Below are 18,906 nucleotides of genomic sequence, written 5' to 3'. Positions count from 1 at the left end.
TGGTCTGTCGGCAGGTTCCCTCGTCCTAACGGGTTGAAGGATTCGCCGCAATCACTCCGCCACTTTCTTACGCGTCAGGATCTTCTGGTAGAACAGGCCGATGCCGATCAGTACGGCGCCAAGGCCGATGAAGGAGAGGGCGCGCAGGAAGCCTTCGAGGTTCGCCATGTCGATCAGGAAAGCCTTGACGACGGCGATGAAGACCAGCGCCGCCGAGGCAATGCGCAGGCTCCGTGCCTCGAAGCGGGTGCCGAGCCCGAGAAGTGCGATGCCGATCAGCAGCCAGACGACGGAATAGGAATAGAGCTCGCCCTGGATGAAGCCGTTCCAGAAGGGAATATATTCGCCCTGCCAGAAGCGGCGCACCGACAATGTCGCCCATGCGAAAGCCATGACGGCAGCCGCCAAGGCCAGCATGATGACATAGGGCGGGGGGCGTCGGTTGCGTGCATAGAGCGCCAGTCCGCCATAGGCGATACCAGGTAGCAGATAGGCAAGCAGCAGCAGGTTGAATACGGGGATCCGGCCCGTGCTTTCGCCCGTCATGAAAGGGTTCAGTCCCAGCAGATGCACGGCCAGGATCATGGCGACCGAAACGACGCCGAGCGCCATGCCGCCATAGCGGAAGACCGGACTTGCCGCGCTCAGATCGAGCGCCATCAGCGTCGCGGAAGCGCCGATTGCCAGCAGCGTGTAGATCGATTGCTCGCCGAGCGTCGGAACCGCGTCGTTCAGGACGCCGCCGTTCATGGCATGGCGCACGAGGATGGCGATTGTGAGCAGCACGAGGAAACAGGCAAGCGCTTGCAAGGCATTGCGCAGCCGCAGGCTCGGCGAATGGCGAGTGATGAAGGCCGCAAAGACCGCAAGAGCTGCCGGAATGCCGTAGCCGGCAAGCAGCATGTTGAAGACCGGCGTCGTGCCGAGCTCCGCCGGATCGACGATCGTCGGTTGCCAGGCAATGCGCCCCATGGCGATGATCAGCGCTGCAACCATCGTCCACGGCAGCACAGGCCAATTACGCAGGCGTCCCGCCGAGAGATAGGCAATGCCGAGAACCGGCAGCAGGATCGTGGCCGTGGCGTGATGCGTTAGGGTATGAAGGGCAAAGATGGCAGCGGCAAAGGAGCCGGCGGCAAGGATGTTCGTCGGCAGATCTTGCGCCTCGCCTTCGCGGCGATATTGCCATTCGGCAAGCGCGATCAACACGACTGCCAGCCCGATGCCATAAAGGCCATGCAGCCAGTCCAGTGTCCAATTGCCGAAGTTGACGAAGCTGATCGTGGCGATCGCCAGCGGCGTGGCGGCCATGACAAGGCTCCAGAGAGCGGCATAGGGCTTCTCTCGTCCGGCGAAACGCCTGAGGAAAAAGGTACCGATCAGCACGAAGATCGCGCCGAGGCCCAGCACTTCATAGAGCACCATGCTCTGCAAGCTGACGGTGCCGTCCGTGCCGCTGCTTTCGACGCCGGCGATCCATCGGGTCAGAACACCGAATACGCCGATGATGGCGGTGAGTGCCGACAGGATCGTTGCCCAGGCCGCGTAGAGGCGGCTGGCGCCAAAAGCCGCAACGGCGGCAACGATCGCCGCAAACATGAATGTGGCGTCGACGATGGGATATCCCTGTTGAAGGCTGAAGGTGACGAGGCAGAGCGACACCGTGAGCGCACCGACCGCTGCCGTCAGCGTCATGCCGAGTGGCGCTCTGCCGAGAAACGCTGTCCATTGGCCGCCCGCAGCTATCGGCAGGGAGATGCCGTCAGCAGGCAGTGCTTCGGTAACTTCCTTTATCGGCTCCAAGACCGGGTAGCGCCCGGGCCAGAGGAAGAGGGTGCCGGCGATCATTGCCAGCATGGAAAGCGTAACCGGCGTCAGGTCGACCACCGGGCTGAAGCCAATATAGAGCAAGGGCCAGAGGCTCAGCAGCGCATTGGCGAGGGATGGCGCAATCAGCCAGCGGCGCAGGCGCGACGCCAACAGGGTCGCAACCCATGTCAGCACAAGATAGCCGAAGAGGATCCAGGGCCTCGGCGCGGTCGAAGCGATGAGCGCCGGGGTCGCCATCGACGCCAGAAGACCGAGGCCGGCGAGCGCTTGCCCATGCAACAGCGAGAGCCCGAGTGTGGCAAGCGAGATCAGCGCCAGAAGCGTGAAGGCTGTGGCCGGCCCGATGAAGCCATAGATGCCATGGGCCGCATAGGTGGAGCCGAACAAGGCGACGACGCCGGCGGCCGTCAGCACGCCGGGGATCATCGCATTCTGGAAGGCGTTGCCCAGCACCGGTGCGACGCGGCGGCGGATTACTTCGCCCGCGACAATCAGGAAAAGGCCGAAGAGCGCCGCAAGGACGAGCCGGACGCCGGGGCTGAGAAGGCCGCTCTCGATCGAATATTTGACCATGAAGATGCCGCCGAACGCCAGCGCGATGCCGCCGACCCATACGGCCCAGCGCGCGCCGATCGTGCTCTCCAGGCTTTCCTTCGCCTGAACGGGTGTTTGGCCGGCAACGGGTGCGGGTCCTTCATCGAATGTATCGGCGATGCCGCGCGCGGCGGCGAGCTCCTCGGCGGCCGATCCATCGTCGATTTCTGCTTGTCGCTCGTCTTCGACAGGCTGCGCCACCGCATGAGCCATCGAGTGCGGCATGGGAATCGATTCGCCCCCATCCTCCGTCAGCACCTTGCCGGAAAGGGCATTTTGCAGCTCCTGAACGCGCGCTTCTAGCTGCTTTATCCGGAGGTTGTGGCCCCGCAGCACCAGAATGCCGACGATCAGGATAACGAGCGGTAGCAATTCCATCATTATCCTCTCCACGGGCGATCGGTCGCACAATATACCAAACGTGTCGCGCGGTAAGGCTAGATAGTCAGATTCACCTATGATTCCAGGGGATTATACCCAGCATCCTCACGCCAGGGTGCCCAATAAATATTAGGAACTGCGGATTTACCGCTTAAAAACTATGGTTAATACTCATTAACAATTTGTCTTTACCGACAGCGCGAAGCAGTTTAAGAGCATTTCATAGTTTAACTCCGAATGTATTGCGTGCAAACGACGTCGCATGAGGCGGCTCCTACCACAGGAGGTTTGTATGTCCCATGTTTCTTCCACATCCCTCAGCTCTTATCCGTATCGAGGCACTCTCTCGCGCCTCGACTCGAATGATGATGGTGTTCTGAGCCGCGGCGAGCGCGAAGCCGACGAGCGTCCCGGTATTCTCGAGGCCGATGGTGCCGACGGGAATGCCGCTGATGGTGCGAACGGCGCGTTGGGCAGCCTGATGGCCAAGCTCATGCAGTTGCCGAATGCCGATGCGGCCTCCACGGCCAAATTGCCGGAATCCAGTATCGCATTCGATATGGACTTATTGTCGCCGATGGATGCCTATAACAGCACCTACGGTCAGTATGACGTCGATAGCGTAGCGGCCTGACAAGCGCTTTTGCCCGATGATATTGGCGGCCTGCCGGGATGCTGGCGGGTCGCCTTATCGTTTTGAAGTAAGTTCATTTTCCGGATCGCCGGAACACTCGTGCCTGTCATCGCGTTGGGCAATTGCCAAACAGAACAGGGAGGGTCTTCCATGAAGCGGATGATGATCGTTTCAATTCTTGCACTCGCAGCAGCCGTGCCCGCTACGGCACAAACCCAAAGTGAAAGCACCGCGACCGCCGATTTTGTCGGTCTCGACGGCAAGCAGGCGGGGCGGGCGACCTTGACGGAAGGCAAGAAGGGCGTGCTGATCGAGATGGAGGTCTCCGGCCTGCCCGCCAATCGCTGGGTCGCCTTCCATATCCATGAAAACAGCCATTGCGACCATGAGCACGGTTTTGAATCGGCCGGCAGCCATTTCAATCCCAGCAAGGCCGAGCATGGCTTCCTCGCCGCCAATGGGCCGCATGCCGGCGACATGCCCAATCAGTACGTCGATGAGGACGGCAAGCTGCGCGCCCAGGTCTTCAACGGCATGGTGTCGCTGAATGGCAAGAGCGGCATTCGCGGCCGCACGCTGATGATCCATGAAGACTCGGACGACTACCGCAGCCAGCCTGTCGGTGGCGCCGGCAAGCGCCTGGCATGCGCCATCATTCAATAGAACCGCATGCGTCGTCTTTGCAGCCTATCGCCCTATGACGGCAGTGGCAGCATGAAAGGCGCATTGCCATCAGCATCCGCGCCGCGACCGATCTCCTTGACCGCTGCGATCAGGCGTCCTTTACGTCCGAGCATCTCGTCACCGATCGCAATCAGCCGGCTATTCGGCGTGGCAAATGGCGAACTTGTGCGCAGGCGGCGCGCGAGCGTCAGATCGTCTTCCTCGGGATGAATGGTCAAGGCCGCGATCAATGCCGCCGCCGGTGAGCGTGAAACGCCCATCCAGCAATGAATGAGCAAGGGTGCGCTACGGTCCCATCCGGTGGCGAAATCGATGATGGCGCGGACATGCACCTCCTGTGGCGCGACGAGATCGCCGGTTCCGGCAAAGCTGATATCGTTCATGTTGAGCAGCAGATGACGATCCGCCTTGATAACGGCGGGACGGTGAAAGGCATGCTCCTTTGCCATCAGGCTGATCATCTCGGATGCGCCGTGCCGAACAGCCATTTCGGCAATGCGCGCCAGTGGCGACACGATGATCGCCGTCATGCGCCGATCCTCATGGCGGCGCGTTCGGCCTCGATCGCCTCGAAACGTTCGAGAAACAGCCGCTGCGCCTCGATCGCCGGCATGGGATCGATCGGCAGCATCTCGCGCGTGATGTCGCGCGGCTGGCCGAAGAACTTGCGCGCCTCCTCGGGCGTGAAACCGGCCAGCAGCGTCGCCTCGAAATAGGCCGAGATCGTATCGGCCCTCTTGATCTTTTCCTTGAGCTTCGGCGCGCAATGCGGGGGCAGGGCGAAGCGGCGGTAGATTGCAGCTTCCAGCCGCTGTTCCACAAGTTTGTAATCGCCGCCGACGACGGACTTGAACGGCGAGATCATGTCGCCGATCACATATTCCGGAGCGTCATGCAGCAGCGCGGCAAGCAGTTCATCGGGCGTTGCCGGGTTGAGATGACGAAAGATCGCCTCCACCACAAGGCTGTGCTGCGCGACCGAAAAGGCATGATCGCCGGAGGTCTGCCCGTTCCAGCGCGCGACGCGGGCAAGCCCGTGGGCAATATCGCCGATCTCGACATCGAGCGAGGAAGGATCCAGCAGGTCGAGACGACGACCGGAGAGCATGCGCTGCCAGGCGCGCGCGGTCTTGCCCGATGTCATGCCGAGGCCTCGTCGGACCGCTCGGGGAAGGAGAGGCCTGACCAGGCCGGAAGCGACACGGAAACCTTCACGCTGGCAGCCTGTATCGGAGTTCCCTCGGCAATGGCTTCGCCGGCCCGGTCTATGCGCACGACGGCAAGGCCCATGCTGTCGGCGGTCGAGCCGAGTGTACCGACCGGCTTGCTGCCGACGGTAAGCTCCGTTCCGGAGGCCGGCAGCTCGGCATTGCCCTTGACGATGACGACCCGTCTGCGCGCCGTGCCGCGATGCTGCATGCGGGAGACGACTTCCTGGCCGACATAGCAGCCCTTGCGGAAGCCCAGGCCGCCGTTGAGATCCATCAGCACATCATGGGGAAAGGCGTCCTGCAGTGCGAAATCGCGGCCCGAGACGGCGATGCCGTTGGCGATCCGCAGCTCGTCATAAAGGACCTCGGCATCGCTGCCATGCTCGCCGGGCATGCGGGTCAGCGCGACGCCCGCTTTGGCAAAGCGGCTGTCTTTGGGGCCGTTTGCAACTGCATCATCCCATGCGACGGTAACACCCTGAACGTCCTCCGTGCCGAAATCGACCTTGGCGCGCAGCCGGTACATGGTGAGCCGCTTCAGCAGGCTTTCTCGTTGGGTGGCATCGGTTTCGAGCAGAAAGCCGGCACCATCCCGCCAGATCATGAAGTCGAACAGGATCTTGCCTTGCGGCGTCAGCAGCGCGCCCGGGCGCGCCTCATCGGCGCCGAGCGAAACGAGATCGGTGGTAATGAGATTGTGCAGGAACGCTTCTGCCTCCGCGCCGGCAATGCGGATGAAGGAACGCTCTCTCAGGAATACGGCTGGCATGATGGATCCGCTGATTTGGCCTATCACGCAGAGGTAGGGCCTTCGGCGGGGAACCGCAAGTTCCCCGGCCGGATCATTCGCCCGAGGTGAAGAATTTCCAGCGACCGTCCGGCGTGATGCCGACGCGATAGAAATTATAGCCGCCGAATTCCTGCATGTCGGCATAGTCCCCAGCCGTGACGATGCGCATCAGATCGACTTTTTCCGGCGTGGAGAGCGTCTTGATGTCCTTCTGGGCAAAGTAGGGCCAGACATAGACCTCATCAGGGGTTCCCTGGCCGACATGGGCGAAGCCGGTCGACATGATATCGAGCAGGATGGACAGGATCTCGATGCCGTCGGGATCGCCCGAAAGATCGTGCAGCGTCTTGATCGGATCTTCGCCGGGATCGTCAGCGGTGACCTGCGTCTGCTTGAGGCCGCCGCCGACATTCATCAGCGGACGCAGGCGCTCGAGATCGCCGGAAGCGGCAGCTTCCACGATCGCCGTACGAAGCTTCTTTACCGGTTCGGGCGCCTTGTCGATGTCGAAGAGGAACTCGACCGATTTGTTTGCGTTCGAAGTGTCACCGCTGCTCTGGCTTGCCTGCTTGTTGATCAGCGGATCGGGCATCGGCAGCGCATTGTTGTTCGACGGCGCCTCCAGCGCCTGCTCGATCGGCTTCTCGTTCTTTTGCTGTGCGGATCGTGCTGCGTCCTTCGCCTGGGGCGCCGGAGGATTGAGCTGGGAAAAGGCAAGGGCCGGCAATGGCAGGGCAGTGCTGCCCAAAAGCAGGGTCACGGCAGCAAGCGAGGCAATGGAACAGGAAAGCGCATTGCCCGAAAAGATACGCATAAGCAATCTCTGATTGTTATTGCAGGGTACGGTTCGGAGAGAATTCACCAGCCAGCATGCGTTCACGCAGCGATTCGAGCAAGGCTTCCGCGCCCTGTTCACCCTGATTGCGGATCGTCTCGCGAATTGCATGGGCAATGGCCGCATCGGCGATGATCTCAGGCTCGATACCGTCAGCCATTCCGTCGGCCCAAGCCTCATTCTGGTATTCCAGCGCTGCCTGCATTTTTTCATGGACGATCATGTCGTCGATTTCATTCAGGCTGGTTTCCATTGATTCTTTCCTTAAGACGTTCATGTCCTTACCACTTGCTTAACAACTTTATCAGCCTTTTCCCAAAACGACACGGCTCGCTATGAAAAGAGGTTAATAAAACGTCAATTTCCAAAGCGGGCGGTGATTTCTGTCGCCAGTGTTGCACCTTCGTTACGGTATCGCTCTTCCGCCACGAGAGCCTGCCGCGTGCAATTCGTGTAAACCGATGCAAAGGACCGATATCCACGGTTGAAAGCTGCCGTCAGCTTTTCCTTGCGTTTCTGCTCGCCCTTGGTCTCCGTATCGAGCAATTGCTGCATATCGCCCCGCCATCCGTCTTCCTTTTTTGGGCTGCAGAGATTGCGCAGATAGTCGATCGAGCCGAGAATTTCGGCGAGCCGGGAAAGCTGCTCATCATAGGGCGTCGGCCGTTCGGCATTCTCCGCCTCGGGCGCCTGAGCGGGCGGCGCGCTTGCTGCCGGCTGTGCGGCAGCGGGAAAGGCGGCGGTGAGCGCGATGCAGATCAGAAGCGGTCGGCCAAGGCTGTTATGAATCATGTAACCATGTTGACCGGACAAGCATGACGGGAACAAGGCGTGGTGGGTGGTTTCCACGCCGATATTGCGCAGCATCGTTAATTTCGGCGCCGAGCTATGCGTTTGCTGCAGCAAGTCGTTCCACGCATTCAAGCACGCTGGCCGGGACGGGCAGGCAGCGCACCTCTTCCAGCGTATACCAGCCAATGGCGGCCGCGTCGTCGGCGGCCTCGGCAACTGCATCCTCGTCGGCATCGACGAGGAAGACCGAAAGCAGAAAATGGCTCATGAGTGCTCCGTCTGCCGCATGGGAGCGCAGATCATAGGTCTCGAACAGGCGTGGGTTGCGAGCCGTTATGCCGGTCTCCTCCCTGAATTCACGCAGCGCCGCATCATCAGGCGTTTCTCCTTCCTCGGCCCGTCCGCCCGGAAAGGCATACATATCGGCAGATGGTGGATTGCTGCGCAGCACCAGTAGGAAGCGACCGTTGCGCTCGAGGATGGCGGAGGAGGCGGGGCGGGGTGAGGAGGTCATGGTTCGCGTCGCATTCGAATGAGGAGATCAGGATGATGACGGGAGATCATCGATGACCAACCTCTACAGGAAACCACTCTTGCTGTCCCTGGGGAATGCCCTTTAACTCGTCCCCAATGGGCGCGGCGAGTCGCATGTGCCGAATATGCAAGTGATTATCAGGATGATTTACGGACTCTATGCCTTGGCGGCCTTGGCCGAAATTGCCGGCTGTTTCGCTTTCTGGGCCTGGCTTCGGCTGGCAAAGCCCGCCTGGTGGCTTGCGCCCGGCCTCGTCTCGCTGGCGCTCTTTGCCTGGCTGCTCGCATTGGTGCCGAGCGAGGCAGCCGGACGCACCTTTGCCGCTTATGGCGGCGTCTATATCGTTGCCTCCATTCTCTGGCTCTGGTTGGCCGAGGGGCGGCTGCCGGATCGGTGGGATATATCGGGCGCCGTCGTTTGCCTTGGCGGCGCCGCGATCATTCTCTTCGGCCCCCGCGGCTGAGCTTGACCCGACGCCTTGCGAGTGCAAAACAAAACGCATGTGCGGACGTTTCGCTTTGACATCGACGGCAGACTATGTGGGAGAAGCGCTCGGCGTCCTGCTGAATGAAGGTTTTCCCGCGCGCTATAATATCGCGCCGACACAGCCGATCCTCGTCGTCATCGCCGGCGACAGGCAGCTTCCGGGCAGCAACCTGCCGGATCGCCGCGCCTTGCTGGCGCGCTGGGGCTTTACGCCGGCCTGGGTAAAGGACCCCAAGGAATTTCCGCTGCTGATCAATGCGCGGGCGGAAACGGCGATCGGCAAGGCCTCCTTCCGCGCCGCCATGCGCCATCGCCGCATTCTCATTCCCGCATCCGGCTTTTACGAATGGCATCGCCCTTCGAAGGAAAGCGGCGAGAAGCCGCAGGCCTATTGGATCCGGCCGCGCAGCGGCGGTGTCATCGCCTTTGCCGGGCTGATGGAAACCTGGTCGTCGGCGGATGGTTCGGAAGTCGATACCGGCGCCATCCTGACAACGGCAGCAAACAGCGCGATCCGGTCCATCCACGACCGCATGCCCGTCGTCATCAAGCCGGAGGATTTCGCCCGCTGGCTCGATTGCAAGACGCAGGAGCCGCGTGAGGTCCTTGATCTGATGACGCCTGTCCAGGAGGATTTTTTCGAGGCGATCCCGGTTTCGGATCGCGTCAACAAGGTCGCCAACATGGGGCCGGACCTGCAGACGCCCGTAACACTTGATTCGGTCAGGAAGCCGCCGAAGAAGACGGATCCGGAAGACGGCCAGCTTAGTCTTCTCTGAGCTGCCGCCATTTAGCGGCCAGTGACCGGAAATGAAGCCTGCCGGCATTGGTCGGCGGCGGGCGCGGGCTCTATGCTGTTAAGCGATCTTCTTCTTGATAGGCTTGGTCTTCAGCATCAGATGCGCTGCAAGAACGGCTTTCAGGCCCAGCGGGCGGTAATGCTTGCTAGGGTCGATCTTTGCTTGCGGTTGTGCCGCCTGGTCTTTCTTCTGTGTCATGTCTCACTCCTCACCATGCTCTCCCAGAGCATTTCGCGATTCACTGTCAAGTAGTGCTATTTTCTCGAGAATCATGACAAATCGAAGGCGTTTTCCAATCAGGTTTTGTGAACAACGACCATATTTCGCGAGTTTAGCGCCAAATCCTCGTGTAGAATCCGCACTGCCGCAATGTTTGAATCTGCCGGAAAGCGAGGCTTGGGCGGCTCGCTATCTGATCCGCGGCCGATCGCCACGCGCTGATTTGATAAGGCAAACTTACACCCTTACGGTTGCAGCGGGCGATGCCGACAAAAGCGCGTTAGCGTGCTGGCTAGATATGCCGTCCTATATCGTCGTTGGAATCGTCGACATCCGGGTCGCCGGGTCCGTTGATGGTATAGGTGCCGTATTTCTTGGCCCAGGACCGCGCACCAAAGGGCAGGGAGAGCAGATAGGCGACGACGGTCACCACCATGACATGCCACGTATAGCTCATCAGCATCGCGACATAGACGACGAGGCCGAGCATGATCGGCAAAACGAGATCCCGCCTGATGCGGCTGCCTTCCGATTTGCCGGACCAGACGGGCAGGCGGCTGACGAGAAGAAAGCCGATCAGAACGGTGTAGGCAGCACCCCAATAGGCGAAGGTTCGGTCCGGTGTCAGGCCCAAAAAGCCGAGATAGACCGGCAGCAGCACCAGCATGGCGCCGGCCGGCGCAGGCACGCCGACGAAATATTCCGACTGCCAGGAGGCTTTGTGCTCGCGCTCGGCCATGACGTTGAAGCGCGCAAGGCGAAGGCCGGCGGCGATCGTGTAGATCAGCGCGGCAATCCAGCCGAGGGAGCGGGCCTGGTCGAGCAGGAAGACATAGACGACGAGCGCCGGAGCGACGCCGAAATTGACGATATCGGCGAGCGAATCCATCTGCGCGCCGAATTTCGAAGTGGCCTTCATCAGCCGCGCCACACGCCCGTCGACGCCATCGAGGAAAGCGGCGACCAGCACCGCGACGACGGCAAGCTCGTATCGATTTTCGAAAGCGAGACGGATGCCCGTCAGGCCGGCGCAGATCGCCAGTACCGTGATCATGTTCGGCACGATCAGCCGCAGCGGGATTTCCCGAAGGCGCGGTCCACGCGCTTCGTCATTGGGCCCATGCGGCTCGAAAGGCGGAAAAGGCGTCTTCATCTCGTTCGTGTTCCTAGAGCAATTTCGGCAAAACCGCGAAGCAGGTTGGCGTTCAAAATTGCGTGAAAACAATGATATGGGGCATTTCCGCAACTCGGTTTAAAGCGGAAATGCTCCAGGGCTCAGCTGCGACGACTTAGGGTTGCGCCCTTTGCCGAGCCGAATTCGGCAATGACGGTTTCGCCGGCGATCGCCCGTTGGCCGATGGCGACGCGCGCCGACGCACCCTCGGGCAGGAAGATATCGAGGCGCGAGCCGAAACGGATCAGGCCGATGCGCTCGCCGGCATCCAGCGGCTCGTTCGGGTTGACGAAGCAGAGAATGCGGCGGGCGACAAGGCCTGCGATCTGCACGACGCCGATCTGGCCATGCTTGGTTTCGATGACGAGACCGTTGCGCTCGTTCTGTTCGCTGGCCTTGTCGAGTTCGGCATTGAGGAAGCTGCCCTGGCGATAGGCGATGCTGGTGATGCGGCCGCGCATCGGCGAACGGTTCACATGGCAATCGAAGACGTTCATGAAGATCGAGATGCGCAGCATCGGCTGGGTGCCGAGATCGAGTTCCGCCGGCGGCGTCACCATCTGCACGCCCGAGACTTTTCCGTCAGCGGGCGATATTGCGAGGTCGTCGTCCTGCGGCGTCATGCGCTCGGGATCACGGAAGAAGTAGGCGCACCAGAGCGTGAGGATCAGGCCGATCCAGAAGAGCGGCTTGAAGATCCAGCCGAGCACGAGCGACGCGACGAAGAAGCCTGCAACGAAGGGATAGCCCTCCTTATGTACCGGAACGATGACGTTGCGTACGCTGTTCAATAAGCTCATCTATGGCCTACTCCGTTAGGGCACCCTCACCAAAAACCGGGTCGCGGTCGCGGGAAGAAATCATGCCGGTCAAAAGAATGCGAATAAGATACGCAGTCTTGCTCTGATTACCAGTCGAGCGTGACTACAGGCAAACGCTGTCATGGGCAATGCTCTCGCATGCTCGCCCCCAGCGCAATCCGCGCTGTGCCAAAATGCCAACGATCCCCGGTGTTGAAAAGAGTTGCCGCGTGAAAACTCGCGTCGGATCCAACGAAGAGGCCGCCGGCGGAAGCGGCGGCCTTGCATGCTCAGTTGTTTCCATCCGGAATTGCTGGGAAATAAGGAGATGGAGAGTTCGGAGATTCCATGAAAACCGAACCGCTCCAGGCTGAAATCAGAGGCCGAGAGCGGCGCGCAGCTCAGCCTTGGCGCCTTCATATTCGCTCTTGTAGTCGTCATGCGTCATGATGGTTTCGGCGATGACGGTGCCCGCAATATGGGCGGCTTCGATGTCGGACGCGTAATGGATGCCGCCGACGATGCGGTTATGGCCGTATTCCCAGGCACGCGCCATGATGACGGCGCGCTTTTCCGGCACCATGTTCGACAGCACGATGCCCATCAGCGTGCCGAGCGTGGCGTGGCCGGATGGATAGGATCCGGACTTGGAGAGCGGCACGATCGGCTTGACGAGATCGCTGTAGAGATGCGGGCGCGGGCGCTTCCAGACATCCTTGGCCGGATCGACGACGGCGCCTTCGGTTTCAACGATGCGATCGAAGAAGGCCGAGAACTTCGGCAGGTTTTCCTTGGTGAATTTCGGATTGTCGATGACGTCGGAGAAGCGCCAGACATTCTCTTCCGCGTCGGCCACGGCGCGCGCCGCCATTTCCGGTGTGCGGGTCACCTGGATCGTCAGGATTTCGCCCAGCTCTGCCTTCATCTGCGCGGAATCATTGGCGGGCGGTGGCGGCAGCAGGTTGAGGAGGTTGATCTCCTTGGCATCCGCGAACGGCTTGGCATCCTCGGCGAAAACAGGCGAGGCAAGGCCGACGACGAGCAATATGCTTAAAGCTTTGGCAATAGTACGCATTTTGGGGGGCTCCGTTGAAAGGACCCTCGTACCTAGCAAGCTGTCATCTCAACCTCGTGACAACGATCCGTGCATAACTCGTTGTGTCGTTTCCTCGGGGCGGAGCCGCTTGTGGCAGTCTTTGCGGGAGTGCCTCAGTTTGCGGGCGCCAGCCGGTCGACCACGCCGAGATCGTCGCTTTCGCGCACTTGCTTCAGATGTTCCTCGGCCTGCGTTGCCTCGCGCTGTCGGTTCCACATGGAGGCATATAGTCCATTCTGCGCCAGAAGATCCGCATGTGTGCCGCGCTCGGCGATCACGCCGCTCTTCAGCACGATGATCTCGTCCGCGCCGATCACCGTCGAAAGGCGGTGCGCGATGACCAATGTCGTGCGGTTCTTCGAAACGACGTCGAGGGCGGCCTGTATTTCGCGCTCGGTCGTCGTGTCGAGCGCCGAGGTCGCCTCGTCGAGGATCAGGACCGGCGGCGCCTTGAGAATGGTGCGGGCGATCGCGACGCGCTGCTTCTCGCCGCCCGACAATTTGAGGCCGCGTTCCCCGACTTTCGTATCGAAGCCTTCGGGCAGGTTGCGGATGAACTCGCCGATCTGCGCGATCTCGGCCGCCGCCGTCACCTCGGCATCGCTTGCGCCCGGCCGTCCGTAGCGGACGTTGTAGGCGATGGTATCGTTGAAGAGCACTGTATCCTGCGGCACCATGCCGATGACATTGCGCAGGCTTTTCTGCGTCACGGTGCGCAGGTCCTGACCATCGAGGGTGATGGAACCGCTTTGTACATCGTAGAATCGGTAGAGCAGGCGCGACAGCGTCGATTTTCCGGCCCCCGAAGGCCCGACCACGGCGACGGTCTTGCCGGCGGGCACCTCGAAGGAAATGCCCTTCAGGATCGGCCTTGCGGGATCATAGGCAAAATGCACGTCCTTGAAGGAGATCGCGCCGCTGCCGATCACAAGTTCCTTGGCGCCGGGGGCATCGACCACCTCAGGCCTGACCTCAAGCAGATCGAACATCTCCTCGATATCAGTCAGCCCCTGGCGTATTTCGCGATAGACGAAGCCGATGAAATTCAGCGGCACCGAGAGCTGCAGCAGCATCGCATTGATGAAGACGAAGTCGCCGACCGTCTGGTGGCCGTTCAGAACCGACCAGCCTGAAATGACCAACATGACCGTCGTGCCGAGACCGAAGATTACGCCCTGGCCGAAGTTCAGCCATCCGAGCGATGTCCAGACGCTGGTGGCCGCCTTCTCATAGCGCGCCATCGACTGATCGAAGCGCTTGGCCTCCATCTCCTCGTTGCCGAAATATTTGACGGTTTCGAAGTTCAGAAGCGAATCGATCGCCTTCGTATTGGCGTCCGTGTCGCTGTCATTCATCGTGCGGCGGATGGAGATGCGCCAGTCGCTCGCCCTGACGGTGAACCAAATGTAGAGCCAGACGGTCACCGCCGTCACGGCAAGATAGGAGAAGCCGTAGCCGCGCCAGAAGATGATGGCCGTCAGCAGGAACTCGATGAAGGTGGGGAACGTATTGAGGATGGTGAAGCGGACAATGGTCTCGATGCCCTTTGTACCGCGTTCGATGATGCGCGAGAGGCCGCCGGTCTTTCGTTCCAGATGGAAGCGCAGCGACAGTTCGTGCATGTGGACGAATGTCTTGTAGGCGAGCTGGCGCACCGCATATTGGCCGACGCTCGCAAACAGCGCATCGCGCAGCTGGTTGAGGCCAAGCTGGATCAGGCGGGTCAGGTTGGTGGCGACGATCAATGCGATGGCGCCGACCATGAAGGCCGGCAGGATGCCCTGCATGTCGAGCTTGCCGTTCAGCGCATCGACGGACCATTTGAAGAAATAGGGAACCAGCAGCAGGAAGAATTTGGAGACCAGCAGGAAGACGGTCGCCCAGACGACGCGCATCTTCAGGTCCATGCGCCCGCTCGGCCACATATAGGGCCAGAGATTGACGATCGTGTTCATCGGATTGCTGGAATCCGCCGATATTGTTTTATTGCGGTCAGCCATGCCCGTCTCCGGCGAATGATTGGGACAGCCTGGCGCGGCAACTATTGCGCGGCTGGCTGTGAAACCTTCGCATGCGGGTAAGGCCGTTCGGCGAAGGCGATGAAGGTCGCGCGACGCTTACACTATTTTTTTGACGCATAAAAGCATCGGCCAGGCGCTGGTGGCGCCTGGCCGATGATGATGGTCCCGCTGGATGACCTAGAGATGTTCGCCGGACAGCCGCTTGCGGTGAAGTTCCTCGGCATTCGGCAGCGCATCCTTCGGCAGTCCGAAGACCTGACCGGGAAGGATCCGGTCCGGATTGTTGATCTTGTCCTCGTTCGCCAGATAGATGGTCGTGTAGCGCACGCCGGCACCATAGGTGCGGCGGGAAATCTGCCAGAGCGTATCGCCACGGCGAATGATGACGGCATTGGTGTCCTGCGAAAGCGGTGCCTGCTCCAGCGTTTTCGGGCCGCTTTCGCTGGAGGAAACCTCCACGTTCGGCTGTGCCGGCGACGTCTGCGCGGGAGCGGTAACGACTGCGACAAGCTGCTCGAGGCCTGGCAGCGCCGCACCGACCGATTTTGCATCCTTCGGCAGAAGCTCCAATACGCCCAGCGCCTTGGCAGCGGCCCTTGCGGCGTCGGCCGCGGTCTTCTTCAGGTCCGCGGTGGCATTGATCGACGGGCGAAATTCCGAAAGCGATTTCAGGGCGATTTCCGTGCCGGAGCGAGCCGCGGCGAGCTGTTCCACATTTGGCTGCTTGCCGTCGGTAAACAGGCTCTTGAGCAGTGCGAAGGCCTTGCCGGCGCCTTCCTTGAGCTTGGCGAGCTCGCCCTCGTCGAGCGGCACCATACTCGTGGTCGCCACCTGTCCCGGGCTATTGGCGGCAGCCGGCGTCTGGGCCGCCACCGTCACCTGATTGCCCTCCGGTCGCGTGAAGTTGACGTTGGTGCGAACGATGACCTTGCCCGCTCCGTCGAGCACGTCGACGCGGATCTTGTGATCGCCGACGGCAAGCGGCATCGGTCCGTCGATGACGAAATGGCCGTCCGCTTCCGCAACGCTCTCGCCGATGAGCTTGTCGTCGGCATAGGCGCGCACCTTAGAATTCGGCTTCGCGCTGCCGGCAACGAAGATATGGTCGTTTTCGATTTCGACGGCGTTGACCACGGCGTCCGGACCCGCACCCGTCTTCGCCGCCGGCGGCGCTGCCGTGCCGGCGGCGGGGTTGGCGGATGCGACAACCGCGCCGTCCTGCTGCGGCTTGGCATCTGTTGCCTTCGCCTGCGGGTCGGCAGCCTGCCCATTGGACTCGGCGGACGCCAAACGACCTTGCTTGACCGAGGGCGCGGTAATGATGCGGCTCGCGGCGCCCGGCTTGGAGACCATGGCGAGAAGTTGTGTCGAATCGTCTTTCGGCACGGAGACCGTTGCGACTTCCTCGGAGGTGGCAACCTTGCCGTCCTTGCCGGTTGCCCGCAGCATCAATTCATGGTCGCCGGGCGGCAGCGGATTGTCGAGGACGGCGGCAAAGTCGCCACTGGGGCCGACATTGGTCGTGGTGACCACTTTTTCCCCGTCGACGATCTCCAGTTTCGCGTTCGGCTCGGCCGAGCCGGCAATGACGGTGGAACCATCCGGCTCGACGCGCAGCACGTCGAACGACGGTACTCGAGGCTTCCCAGCGGCGTCGGTCCCAGGCATTGTCTGGCCAGTCAGCACCGCCATTGCCTTGTCGATCGCGCCGCCGGCTTCGGTGGCGTTATCGGGGAGGGATTGAGTGATGGCGAGCGCCTTGGCTGCCCCGTCCTGTATCTTCTTCACAAGGCCCGTCGTTGCCGCGTCGATGCCTTCCGGAAGGGCGAAGCCGACGATCGACTGCAGCGCCGTGATCGCCTTCGTCTTTGCAGCCGCGAAGACGTCCTGCGCCGGGGTGGCGCCATCCTTGAACAGCGCCTTGAGATCGGTAAGCGAGGCCGTGGCCGCGCCTGTCAGGTTGGTCAGCTTCTTGGCAAGATCGGCGGTGTTGACGGCGCCCGATGCGGCATTCTGCGTGGCTTTATTCGCGGGATCGCCGGCCTTTTGCGCGTTTTCGTCGATCGTATTCTTCACCGTGTCGCCGGCCTGATTGACGGCGCTGCCGATCGGATTCTTGTCGCCGTTGATGCGTGGCATCACGAAAAAGACCATCAACAGGGTCGCAATTGCCAACACCAACAGAGCCAGCCAACCGGCACGGTTCTTCATCATTATTCATCTCCACGCGGCGAAGTCGTCGCAACTCCTAAAATTGCTAGCGATTTCGCCTGCTTTTACAAGCTTTCTCAGCCATTTTCGCATGTCCCGGCACAAGTTTTCCTTTGAAAAATCTTGACTGAGCATCTGCAGCATAGTTGTTTGGAACCATGACCGACGATTCCACGCCAATTCGATCCATTTGCGTTTATTGCGGCTCAAGGCCGGGGCGCGATCCCTCTCACATGGCTGCCGGCCGCGAGCTAGGCAAAAGCATTGCCGAAAGCGGCCTGCGCCTGGTCTATGGCGGCGGAACGAAAGGCATCATGGGCGCCGTCGCAAGCGGTGTCCTGTCGCATGGCGGCCAGGTCACCGGCATCATCCCGGAATTTCTCGTCGACATGGAAGCGACGCGCCATTCGCTCGGTCAGCTCGACGAGCTTATCATAACGCCTGATATGCATGCGCGCAAACATGGTATGTTCGAGCGCGCCGATGCCTTCGTGGCATTGCCGGGCGGTATCGGCACCTTGGAAGAGATCGTCGAAATCATGACCTGGGGCCAGCTCGGCCGTCACGAAAAGCCGATGGTCTTCGCCAATATCAACGGTTTCTGGGATCCGATGATGGAGCTCATCCGCCACATGACGGAAGAGGGTTTCGTCCATACCGCCCACCGCGTCCAGCCGCTGGTCATCGACAAGATCGCCGACATCATCCCGGCCATCCGTAAGCACGCCGCCGAGACGCATGGCGACCGCGGCGGCGAGGCGGCCGTTATTTCTAAGCTCTGATTCGCGATTTGCTAACCATATCGCGCCGTTAGCGTCCTCGGCTCTGACGCAGCATCGACCAGCTGTAGAGCACGAGACCGGCCCAGATCAGCGAGAATGCGATCAGCTGTGTCGTGCCGAAGGGTTCCTTGAACAGGAAGATGGCAATCAGGAAGACCATCGTCGGGACGATGTACTGCATGATGCCGATGGTCGACATTCTGAGAAGCTTCGCGCCGTTCGCGAAGATCATCAGCGGCAGCGCCGTCACAAGCCCGCAGCCGAGCAGAAGCGCGGTGTCCGACAGGCCGGTCTGGTAGAAATGGCCTTCGCCGTGCGTCTCCAGATAGACGATGTAAAGCGTTGCCGGAATGCAGAGCAGCAGCACCTCGATGAAGAAGCCCTGATTGGCACCGACAGGCAGCGTCTTGCGGAAAAAGGCGTAGAAGCCCCAAGAGAAGGTCAGCGATAGTGCGACCCAGGGCAGGGTGCCGGCCTTGACGGTCAGGATGATGACGGCTATCGCCGCCAGCCCGATCGCGACGATCTGCGTCGGTGCCAGTTTTTCCTTGAGCAGGATGGCACCGAGCGCGATGCTGAACAGCGGGTTGATGAAATAGCCAAGCGCAGCATCGAGCGAATGGCCGGCACCGATCGCCCACACATAGGTTCCCCAATTGATGGTGACCAGCATCGCCGTCAGCAACGCCATGGCGATCGTCTGTGGGTTGCGAAACGCCGCCCTGATGTCACCCAGGCGTCCCAACGCCAACAGCACGATGCCGGCGACCGGAACCGACCAGACGATGCGGTGCGCAATGACCTCGAAAGCCGGGATATGCGCCAGCGCCTTCATATAAAGCGGCAGGACGCTCCAGAAGAGATAGGCCGTCAGCACGAAGCCGAAACCCCGGGCGCTGTCGCTGTTCTTGATTTCCGGTTGGACCGCATCGGTGGCCATGAATTTTCCCGTCTTTCATATTATTTGAGACGGGATTACTCCAACGCATGCTGTGTGGCCAATTCATTTCCTTGACCACATCGTCAAGCTT

20 protein-coding genes are annotated in these 18,906 nt (G+C 60.8%); 5 read left to right on the top strand and 15 right to left on the bottom strand.

From position 1 onward, the window contains the following. Positions 1 to 51 precede the first annotated feature (51 nt). Positions 52 to 2,802, bottom strand: a complete 2,751-nt coding sequence (locus ACPYOP_RS10435; RefSeq protein WP_481410325.1) for a DUF2339 domain-containing protein — start codon at positions 2,800 to 2,802, stop codon at positions 52 to 54. A gap of 295 nt (positions 2,803 to 3,097) precedes the next feature. On the opposite strand from ACPYOP_RS10435, the gene ACPYOP_RS10430 reads away from it, so the two are divergent. Both ACPYOP_RS10430 and ACPYOP_RS10425 read left to right on the top strand, forming a co-directional pair. Then, complete coding sequence (locus ACPYOP_RS10430) at positions 3,098 to 3,439, top strand: hypothetical protein (RefSeq protein ID WP_481410308.1); 342 nt, start codon at positions 3,098 to 3,100, stop codon at positions 3,437 to 3,439. Between the two features lie 150 nt (positions 3,440 to 3,589). After that, the gene (locus ACPYOP_RS10425; RefSeq protein WP_481410307.1) at positions 3,590 to 4,102 is read left to right on the top strand and encodes a superoxide dismutase family protein; all 513 of its coding nucleotides are present in this window, start codon (positions 3,590 to 3,592) and stop codon (positions 4,100 to 4,102) included. A 32-nt stretch (positions 4,103 to 4,134) separates the two neighbouring features. On the opposite strand, the gene ACPYOP_RS10420 is transcribed toward ACPYOP_RS10425, so the two are convergent. From ACPYOP_RS10420 to ACPYOP_RS10390, 7 genes are all read right to left on the bottom strand, one after another. Beyond that, entirely contained in the window at positions 4,135 to 4,653 is a 519-nt protein-coding gene (locus ACPYOP_RS10420) for a tyrosine phosphatase family protein (protein WP_481410306.1), read from the bottom strand. After that, positions 4,650 to 5,267: a YfbR-like 5'-deoxynucleotidase gene (locus ACPYOP_RS10415; protein WP_481410305.1), complete on the bottom strand. Its 618-nt coding sequence runs from the start codon at positions 5,265 to 5,267 to the stop codon at positions 4,650 to 4,652. The genes ACPYOP_RS10420 and ACPYOP_RS10415 overlap by 4 nt, the downstream gene beginning before the upstream one ends. Further along, a complete protein-coding gene (gene ygfZ / locus ACPYOP_RS10410; protein ID WP_481410304.1) occupies positions 5,264 to 6,103 on the bottom strand; it encodes a CAF17-like 4Fe-4S cluster assembly/insertion protein YgfZ in 840 nt (279 codons plus the stop codon). Before ygfZ ends, ACPYOP_RS10415 begins: the two co-directional genes overlap by 4 nt. Before the next feature lie 73 nt (positions 6,104 to 6,176). Further along, positions 6,177 to 6,938, bottom strand: a complete 762-nt coding sequence (locus tag ACPYOP_RS10405) for a hypothetical protein (protein WP_481410303.1) — start codon at positions 6,936 to 6,938, stop codon at positions 6,177 to 6,179. Positions 6,939 to 6,954: 16 nt separating this feature from the next. Continuing rightward, positions 6,955 to 7,212, bottom strand: a complete 258-nt coding sequence (locus ACPYOP_RS10400; RefSeq protein ID WP_068385602.1) for a hypothetical protein — start codon at positions 7,210 to 7,212, stop codon at positions 6,955 to 6,957. Positions 7,213 to 7,316: 104 nt separating this feature from the next. Next, positions 7,317 to 7,751 carry a TIGR02301 family protein gene (locus ACPYOP_RS10395; protein WP_481410302.1) on the bottom strand — a complete coding sequence of 145 codons (435 nt, stop codon included), beginning with the start codon at positions 7,749 to 7,751 and terminating at the stop codon, positions 7,317 to 7,319. Between the two features lie 94 nt (positions 7,752 to 7,845). Beyond that, positions 7,846 to 8,265 (bottom strand): NUDIX hydrolase, encoded by a 420-nt coding sequence (locus ACPYOP_RS10390; protein WP_481410301.1) that lies wholly within the window; start codon positions 8,263 to 8,265, stop codon positions 7,846 to 7,848. A 163-nt stretch (positions 8,266 to 8,428) separates the two neighbouring features. Here ACPYOP_RS10390 and ACPYOP_RS10385 point away from each other — a divergent pair, with 163 nt between their 5' ends. Together ACPYOP_RS10385 and ACPYOP_RS10380 are read left to right on the top strand one after the other, a co-directional pair. After that, entirely contained in the window at positions 8,429 to 8,749 is a 321-nt protein-coding gene (locus ACPYOP_RS10385; RefSeq protein WP_481410300.1) for a YnfA family protein, read from the top strand. A 37-nt stretch (positions 8,750 to 8,786) separates the two neighbouring features. Next, positions 8,787 to 9,551, top strand: a complete 765-nt coding sequence (locus ACPYOP_RS10380) for an SOS response-associated peptidase (RefSeq protein WP_481410299.1) — start codon at positions 8,787 to 8,789, stop codon at positions 9,549 to 9,551. Positions 9,552 to 9,629: 78 nt separating this feature from the next. Here the strand turns inward: ACPYOP_RS10380 and ACPYOP_RS10375 are convergent, their stop codons facing one another. The 6 genes from ACPYOP_RS10375 to ACPYOP_RS10350 form a co-directional block, all read right to left on the bottom strand. Continuing rightward, entirely contained in the window at positions 9,630 to 9,770 is a 141-nt protein-coding gene (locus tag ACPYOP_RS10375) for a hypothetical protein (RefSeq protein ID WP_169644843.1), read from the bottom strand. A 313-nt stretch (positions 9,771 to 10,083) separates the two neighbouring features. Beyond that, positions 10,084 to 10,944: a CDP-diacylglycerol--serine O-phosphatidyltransferase gene (gene pssA / locus ACPYOP_RS10370; RefSeq protein ID WP_149636749.1), complete on the bottom strand. Its 861-nt coding sequence runs from the start codon at positions 10,942 to 10,944 to the stop codon at positions 10,084 to 10,086. A 122-nt stretch (positions 10,945 to 11,066) separates the two neighbouring features. Beyond that, positions 11,067 to 11,765, bottom strand: a complete 699-nt coding sequence (locus ACPYOP_RS10365) for a phosphatidylserine decarboxylase (RefSeq protein ID WP_481410298.1) — start codon at positions 11,763 to 11,765, stop codon at positions 11,067 to 11,069. A 376-nt stretch (positions 11,766 to 12,141) separates the two neighbouring features. After that, a complete protein-coding gene (locus ACPYOP_RS10360) occupies positions 12,142 to 12,840 on the bottom strand; it encodes an acid phosphatase (RefSeq protein WP_481410297.1) in 699 nt (232 codons plus the stop codon). Between the two features lie 134 nt (positions 12,841 to 12,974). After that, positions 12,975 to 14,861, bottom strand: a complete 1,887-nt coding sequence (locus tag ACPYOP_RS10355) for an ABCB family ABC transporter ATP-binding protein/permease (protein ID WP_481410296.1) — start codon at positions 14,859 to 14,861, stop codon at positions 12,975 to 12,977. 198 nt (positions 14,862 to 15,059) lie between these two features. After that, a complete protein-coding gene (locus ACPYOP_RS10350) occupies positions 15,060 to 17,096 on the bottom strand; it encodes a LysM peptidoglycan-binding domain-containing protein (RefSeq protein ID WP_481410295.1) in 2,037 nt (678 codons plus the stop codon). 155 nt (positions 17,097 to 17,251) lie between these two features. Here ACPYOP_RS10350 and ACPYOP_RS10345 point away from each other — a divergent pair, with 155 nt between their 5' ends. Further along, positions 17,252 to 17,875, top strand: coding sequence for an LOG family protein (locus tag ACPYOP_RS10345; protein WP_481410294.1), 624 nt, complete (start codon positions 17,252 to 17,254; stop codon positions 17,873 to 17,875). Between the two features lie 28 nt (positions 17,876 to 17,903). Here ACPYOP_RS10345 and rarD read toward each other — a convergent pair whose 3' ends face one another. Continuing rightward, positions 17,904 to 18,815, bottom strand: a complete 912-nt coding sequence (gene rarD, locus ACPYOP_RS10340; RefSeq protein WP_481410293.1) for an EamA family transporter RarD — start codon at positions 18,813 to 18,815, stop codon at positions 17,904 to 17,906. Positions 18,816 to 18,906: the final 91 nt, after the last annotated feature.

It is taken from the genome of Rhizobium sp. KNZ2-6A (assembly GCF_056755475.1).
Note: the sequence above shows the minus strand (reverse complement) of the source record. Positions and strands in the feature narration are given on the sequence as shown.

What these genes read in the sequence shown, in the direction of transcription:
- ACPYOP_RS10350 (WP_481410295.1), bottom strand. Translation starts at nt 17,096, where the DNA reads ATGATGAAGAACCGTGCCGGTTGGCTGGCTCTGTTGGTGTTGGCAATT.
- ACPYOP_RS10435 (WP_481410325.1), bottom strand. Translation starts at nt 2,802, where the DNA reads ATGGAATTGCTACCGCTCGTTATCCTGATCGTCGGCATTCTGGTGCTG.
- ACPYOP_RS10375 (WP_169644843.1), bottom strand. Translation starts at nt 9,770, where the DNA reads ATGACACAGAAGAAAGACCAGGCGGCACAACCGCAAGCAAAGATCGAC.
- ygfZ (WP_481410304.1), bottom strand. Translation starts at nt 6,103, where the DNA reads ATGCCAGCCGTATTCCTGAGAGAGCGTTCCTTCATCCGCATTGCCGGC.
- ACPYOP_RS10430 (WP_481410308.1), top strand. Translation starts at nt 3,098, where the DNA reads ATGTCCCATGTTTCTTCCACATCCCTCAGCTCTTATCCGTATCGAGGC.
- ACPYOP_RS10360 (WP_481410297.1), bottom strand. Translation starts at nt 12,840, where the DNA reads ATGCGTACTATTGCCAAAGCTTTAAGCATATTGCTCGTCGTCGGCCTT.
- ACPYOP_RS10380 (WP_481410299.1), top strand. Translation starts at nt 8,787, where the DNA reads ATGTGCGGACGTTTCGCTTTGACATCGACGGCAGACTATGTGGGAGAA.
- pssA (WP_149636749.1), bottom strand. Translation starts at nt 10,944, where the DNA reads ATGAAGACGCCTTTTCCGCCTTTCGAGCCGCATGGGCCCAATGACGAA.
- ACPYOP_RS10420 (WP_481410306.1), bottom strand. Translation starts at nt 4,653, where the DNA reads ATGACGGCGATCATCGTGTCGCCACTGGCGCGCATTGCCGAAATGGCT.
- ACPYOP_RS10365 (WP_481410298.1), bottom strand. Translation starts at nt 11,765, where the DNA reads ATGAGCTTATTGAACAGCGTACGCAACGTCATCGTTCCGGTACATAAG.
- ACPYOP_RS10355 (WP_481410296.1), bottom strand. Translation starts at nt 14,861, where the DNA reads ATGGCTGACCGCAATAAAACAATATCGGCGGATTCCAGCAATCCGATG.
- ACPYOP_RS10425 (WP_481410307.1), top strand. Translation starts at nt 3,590, where the DNA reads ATGAAGCGGATGATGATCGTTTCAATTCTTGCACTCGCAGCAGCCGTG.
- ACPYOP_RS10385 (WP_481410300.1), top strand. Translation starts at nt 8,429, where the DNA reads ATGATTTACGGACTCTATGCCTTGGCGGCCTTGGCCGAAATTGCCGGC.
- ACPYOP_RS10405 (WP_481410303.1), bottom strand. Translation starts at nt 6,938, where the DNA reads ATGCGTATCTTTTCGGGCAATGCGCTTTCCTGTTCCATTGCCTCGCTT.
- ACPYOP_RS10415 (WP_481410305.1), bottom strand. Translation starts at nt 5,267, where the DNA reads ATGACATCGGGCAAGACCGCGCGCGCCTGGCAGCGCATGCTCTCCGGT.
- ACPYOP_RS10395 (WP_481410302.1), bottom strand. Translation starts at nt 7,751, where the DNA reads ATGATTCATAACAGCCTTGGCCGACCGCTTCTGATCTGCATCGCGCTC.
- ACPYOP_RS10390 (WP_481410301.1), bottom strand. Translation starts at nt 8,265, where the DNA reads ATGACCTCCTCACCCCGCCCCGCCTCCTCCGCCATCCTCGAGCGCAAC.
- rarD (WP_481410293.1), bottom strand. Translation starts at nt 18,815, where the DNA reads ATGGCCACCGATGCGGTCCAACCGGAAATCAAGAACAGCGACAGCGCC.
- ACPYOP_RS10345 (WP_481410294.1), top strand. Translation starts at nt 17,252, where the DNA reads ATGACCGACGATTCCACGCCAATTCGATCCATTTGCGTTTATTGCGGC.
- ACPYOP_RS10400 (WP_068385602.1), bottom strand. Translation starts at nt 7,212, where the DNA reads ATGGAAACCAGCCTGAATGAAATCGACGACATGATCGTCCATGAAAAA.